At 72.6% G+C, this 5144-nt stretch carries 5 protein-coding genes and 1 pseudogene; 4 read left to right on the top strand and 2 right to left on the bottom strand.

The window, feature by feature from the left end:
* Window positions 1–29: 29 nt before the first annotated feature.
* Window positions 30–1421, bottom strand: coding sequence for an NYN domain-containing protein (locus ACFWTE_RS29635; RefSeq protein WP_378783232.1), 1392 nt, complete (start codon window positions 1419–1421; stop codon window positions 30–32).
* Window positions 1418–1699, bottom strand: coding sequence for a hypothetical protein (locus ACFWTE_RS29630; protein ID WP_378783230.1), 282 nt, complete (start codon window positions 1697–1699; stop codon window positions 1418–1420). The genes ACFWTE_RS29635 and ACFWTE_RS29630 overlap by 4 nt, the downstream gene beginning before the upstream one ends.
* Before the next feature lie 131 nt (window positions 1700–1830).
* Between ACFWTE_RS29630 and ACFWTE_RS29625 the strand changes: the two genes are divergently transcribed.
* From ACFWTE_RS29625 to ACFWTE_RS29610, 4 genes and pseudogenes are all read left to right on the top strand, one after another.
* A complete protein-coding gene (locus tag ACFWTE_RS29625; RefSeq protein WP_378783229.1) occupies window positions 1831–3555 on the top strand; it encodes a DEDD exonuclease domain-containing protein in 1725 nt (574 codons plus the stop codon).
* Window positions 3533–4297 (top strand): rhomboid family intramembrane serine protease, encoded by a 765-nt coding sequence (locus tag ACFWTE_RS29620; RefSeq protein ID WP_378783227.1) that lies wholly within the window; start codon window positions 3533–3535, stop codon window positions 4295–4297. The genes ACFWTE_RS29625 and ACFWTE_RS29620 overlap by 23 nt, the downstream gene beginning before the upstream one ends.
* Window positions 4298–4352: 55 nt before the next feature.
* On the top strand, window positions 4353–4628 hold the full coding sequence (locus ACFWTE_RS29615) for an Lrp/AsnC family transcriptional regulator (RefSeq protein WP_378783225.1): 276 nt from the start codon (window positions 4353–4355) through the stop codon (window positions 4626–4628).
* A 6-nt stretch (window positions 4629–4634) separates the two neighbouring features.
* A pseudogene (locus ACFWTE_RS29610) lies at window positions 4635–5057 on the top strand (protein-tyrosine phosphatase family protein); the annotation flags it as partial.
* Window positions 5058–5144: the final 87 nt, after the last annotated feature.

The raw sequence follows: 5144 nt of genomic DNA, 5'->3' as shown, positions 1-5144 counted from the left end.
GGGCCGGTCCGGGACCGCCGGAGGACCGGTCAGCCGTGCGTCTCCAGGCGGCGAAGGAAGATCGCGGAGGGCACCGCGCGCGCACCGGCCCTGCGGACCGCGCTCACGATCTCCTTGTCGGAGGTCACCACGGCGATCGGGCGTCCGGGCGGCTCGGCGCGCACCAGCCGCACGATCAGCTCGTCGGCCGTCTCCCCCGGAGCGCTGAAGAGCAGGCGCACCCGCCGGGTCGGGGCCGCCACGGGGGGAGCGTCGACGTCCGCGCCGTCGAACACGCAGGTGATCTCGGCCTTGGTCCGGCTCGCCAACCCCTCCAGCGAGGTCATCAGCCGAGTTCGCTGGTCGGCCAGCGGAAGGGTCCCGTACCCGGTCTTGGTCACGTTGTAGCCGTCCACCAGCAGGTGGACCCGGGGCACCGTCAGAAGGTGCTCCAGCAGGCCCGGGTCGTCGTCGGGCAGGCCGCCCAGCGACACCCGCCGCTGCTGCTCGGTCTCGGCGACCAGATCGGCCGGGCTGTCCAGGGCCGCGGGCAGCGCCAACTCCCTGCGCAGGCCGTGCGCGGAGTCGACCAGGACGTCCAACAGCACGCGCAGCCGCGCCTCGTCGGCGTTGCGCCCGGCGCGCGCCGCCCGGCGCGCGTTCTCCACCTGTGCCTCCACGGCGGCCAGACGCGACCGCAACCGCCGGTTCTCCGACTCCAGCCTGTTCACCTGCACAGCCGACTCCGACTCGCGGTCGGAGGTCTCGGCCAGGACCCGTGAGGCCTCGGCGGAGGCGCCCTTGGCCCGCTGCCGCTCGGTGTGCACCTTGCGGCGCAGTTCGACGATCTCGGCTCGCTGCTCCTTGAGCTGGGACCGCAACCGGCCCAGATCCGACTGGTGCTCGCTCCTGACCTCGTCCAGCTGGCGGCGTACGGAGTCGAGCGCCTCGGCGGCCTCGTCCATCTCCTTGGCGCCGGCCAGCCGCTCCAGCTCCTGGTGGACGTCCTCGATGATCTCCGGCCACCCCTTGGGGCGCAGCAGGTACGCGCAGGCCGCGACCGCCACGGGGTCGGCGGCGGGCGGGACCACACCCGAGCGCAGTCCCTCGGCCAGTTCGGGCCACACCTGCTCCACCCGGGCACCGACCGTCTCGCGGAACCCGCTGTCGGTCTCCAGTTGGGCGGCGATCTGCGGGCCCGCGAGCCTGGCCCTGCGGCGCGGCTCGAACTTGGCGACCCGTCTCAGCACCGGGGGGAGCTCGCTCGCGCGCATACCGCCCAGCACGTCGGAACCGTACTCGACGACCCGGGCGCGCACCGGCTCGGGCAGGGGACGGCGCAACTGCCCCCCGTCGCTGTCGGCGCCGGGCGTCGCGTGGACGTTCTCGTCGAGCGGGCCGGTGCCTTCGGAGTCGCCGCCCGCCTCGGGGCGGGCGCTCATGCCTGACCCGTCGGGCTCTCCGCCGAGGAACCGGTGGCCGTCCGGTCGGCGTCGGGACGGGCGATGACCTCGACGCTGTCGGTGGCACCGCACCAGCGGCACCTCACCCGCTCGATCGTCTCCGAGAGCACGGTCCGCTCCTCGACGCTCCCCTCACCGGCCAGGTCCAGGTGGACGTAGTCCTGTGAACGGGTGGTTCTGGTCACGTCGAACCGTGTGAGGTTGCCGCATCCGGTACACCGCCACCGCTCCTTGTCACCCGGCATCGCGATCCCCACGGTTCCTCCTCATGTCGTGCTCGTCACGGGGCTGTGGACACTCCAGTCCCGTCACCCACATCCTTCCACGTCGGGCAGGTCAGACCGTATCCAGACCGGATTCGGTCGTCACCGCCGACTAGCCTGACCGCGTGGTTGGACAGTCCGCGACGCCCGTCGGCGTCCAAACGAGCATCAGCGACCTCGGCACGCCGTTGGCCGCGACGACGTTCGTCGTGCTCGACCTGGAGACCACCGGGACCAGTGCGACCAAGGCACGCGTCACGGAGGTCGGCGCGGTCAGGGTGCGCGGGGGAGAGGTCCTCGGCGAGTTCACCGCCCTGGTCGATCCCGGTGTGCTGATCCCGGCGGCCATCACCCTGCTGACCGGGATCACCCAGTCGATGGTGGCCACCGCCCCTCCCATGGAGGAGGTCCTGCCCGAGGTCCTCGCCTTCCTCGACGCCGAGCCGGACACCGTCCTGGTCGCCCACAACGCCCCCTTCGACACCGGTTTCCTGAAGGCCGCGTGCGAACGCCACGGCGTGGACTGGCCCGGGTACCCGGTGGTGGACACCCTGCGCCTGGCGCGGGCGCTCCTGCCCCGGGGGGAGACCCGCAACCACCGGCTCGCCACCCTCGCCGCGTTCTTCGGCGTCCCCGTCACCCCCAACCACCGTGCCCTGGACGACGCCCGCGCCACCGTCGGGGTCCTGCACGGGCTGATCGAGCGCCTCGGCCCGATGGGGGTGTCCAGCCTTGAGGAGCTGCGCGCCGTCAACAAACCGCCCAGCCGCGCACAGCAGGCCAAACGGCACCTGGCCGAGGGCCTGCCCGACGGCCCCGGGGTGTACGTGTTCACCGACGCGCGCGGCGCCAGCCTCTACGTGGGCAAGAGCAACAACCTGCGGCGCCGGGTCCGCTCCTACTTCACCGCGGCGGAGAGCCGCCAGCGCATCCGCGAGATGGCGGCGGTGGTCGAGGGCGTCACCCCCATCGAGTGCCCCACGGAGCTGGAGGCCTCCGTCCGCGAACTCCGGATCATCGCCGAGCGCAAGCCGCCCTACAACCGGCGCTCCCGCAACCCCGAGCGCGCCTCCTGGGTCAAGCTCACCACCGACGCCTACCCGCGGCTGTCCGTGGTGCGTGCGGTCAAGGACGACGGAGCTCCCCACATCGGCCCCTACGCCTCGGCCAGGGACGCCGAACAGGCCAAGGAGGCCCTGCTCCACGTGTTCCCGCTGCGGCAGTGCACCCACACGTTCTCGGCGCGCAAGAGGATCGATCCGTGCGTCCTGGCGCAGCTGGGGCGCTGCGGCGCCCCCTGCGACGGTACCGAGACGCACGACGCCTACACCGTTCACGCCGACGCCGCGCGGACGGCCATGACCGGCGACCCCGCCGCCGTCGTCACCGCGCACACCGGGCGCATCGCCGAGCTCGCCGCCGCCCTGCGCTACGAGGAGGCCGCGACCCTGCGCGACCGCCTCACCGCGTTCCTGCGCGGCGCCCGGCGGGCGCAACGGCTGTCGGCCATCGCCGCGGTGCCCCACCTGGTCGCCTCCCGGCGCTCCGCCCTGGGCTGGGAGACCTGCGTGGTCCGCCACGGGCGCCTCGCGGCCAGCGCGGTCCTGCGCCCGGGCACCGACCCCGCCGCGTTCCTGGCCTCGCTCGTGGCCACCGCCGAGTACGTTCCTGCGGGGAGCGGACCGAGCCCCCGGGCCCTGCCCGCCGAGACCGAGCTCGTCCTGGACTGGCTCACCGACCCCGCGACGAGACTCGTCGACATCGACGGTGACTGGACATGCCCGTTGCGGAGCGCCGAGGCGCACACGGAGATGACACACTGGGCGCATGGCCGCGCTTCCGCTCAATGACGACTACCCGGTCCGCCGCGCCCCCCTCGTCGCGTACACGCTGATCGCGGTCAACGTCCTCGTCTACCTGCTGTCCCCCCAGGCCGCGACGGCCGTCTGGTACCCGGTGGACATGGTGGACCGCTTCTGCGCCATCCAGGACTACTTCATGCGCTGGGGAGCGGTGCCCGCGGAGATCCTCGGCCAGGTGGACCGGGCCCCGCACGTGGTGCCCGAGTGCGGGGCGGTGGACGGCAAGTCGGTGTGGCTCTCGGTGTTCAGCTCGATGTTCGTGCACGCCGGCGCCATGCACCTGTTGGGCAACATGGTCTACCTGTTCGTGTTCGGCCCCGTCGTGGAGGACCGGATCGGACGGATCCGCTTCCTGCTCCTGTACGTGGCCACCGGATTGGCTGCCGCCTACGGCTTCGCCCTGGTCGAACCCGGGGGAGCGGTGCCCATGGTGGGGGCCTCCGGTGCGATCTCCGGCGTGCTCGGCGCCTACCTCGCCGTGCAGTTCCGCAGCCGGGTCACCACGCTGGTGTTCGTGGTCATCCCGATGCGCCTGCCGGGGTGGGCCCTGGTGGGCAGCTACTTCGTGCTTCAGTATCTTCTCTACGTCACCACATCGAACACCCCCGGCACCGGGAGCGGAGTCGCCTACGCGGCGCACGTGTACGGGTTCATCGCCGGGGTGATCGCGGGACTGGTGGTCTACCGGTTGCGATGGCGCTCCGGGACGCGGCTTTCCGACGTCTACTAGGGGTGTCCGGCGCGACCGGGTCCGCCGTCCCGCGGCCAACCGCCCTGGAGGCACAGTGATCACCGCGATCGTCATGATCAAGGCCGACGTCAACCGCATCCCCGAGGTCGCCGAGGCGATCGCCGAGATCGACGGCGTGAGCGAGGTCTACTCGGTCACCGGGGGTGTCGACCTCATCGCCATGGTGCGCGTGCGCCGGCACGAGAACCTGGCGGAGGTGATCCCGGGGCGGGTGAACAAGGTCCCCGGGGTCCTGTCGTCCGACACCCACATCTCCTTCCAGACCTACTCCAAGCACGACCTGGAGTCGGCCTTCGCGATCGGCTGGTAGGCGCTGGTGGCCGCGGACGGGGCCTCCTCCGGGCCCGGTGTGCTCAGGCTCCCGTCGGGCGTGCTCGTCCGCGGTCGAGGACTGCGCGACCCGGCGCCGCCGGGCCCCGGCCCCTCCTTCGCCCTGTACCTGCTGGGGCACGAACCTCCCCCGGTGCCCTGGGAGGCCCGATGGGTGCACTGGAGGGACTTCGGGTTGCCGTCCGACCCCGCGGACCTGCGCGAGGCCCTGGAGGAGGTTCTGGGCCGCTGCGGCACCGAACGGGTCGAGGTCGCCTGCTCGGGCGGCAGGGGCAGGACCGGCACCGCACTGGCCTGCCTCGCCGTCATGGACGGGGTACCCGCACGGGAGGCGGTCGCCTACGTCCGGGAGCACTACTCGCCGCGCGCCGTGGAGACCCCGTGGCAGCGGCGCTTCGTGAGGCGCTTCGGGTGGTTGCCGTCCGACCCCGCGGACCTGCGCGAGGCCCTGGAGGAGGTTCTGGGCCGCTGCGGCACCGAACGGGTCGAGGTCGCC

Source organism: Nocardiopsis sp. NPDC058631 (assembly GCF_042716955.1).
In the GTDB taxonomy this organism is placed as follows: Bacteria; Actinomycetota; Actinomycetes; order Streptosporangiales; family Streptosporangiaceae; genus Nocardiopsis.
The sequence above is the reverse complement of the archived record's forward strand: the minus strand, read 5'-3'. Positions and strand labels throughout refer to the sequence as shown.

Coding starts and splice junctions, on each gene's coding strand:
- ACFWTE_RS29635 (WP_378783232.1), bottom strand. CDS start 1,421: ATGAGCGCCCGCCCCGAGGCGGGCGGCGACTCCGAAGGCACCGGCCCG.
- ACFWTE_RS29620 (WP_378783227.1), top strand. CDS start 3,533: ATGGCCGCGCTTCCGCTCAATGACGACTACCCGGTCCGCCGCGCCCCC.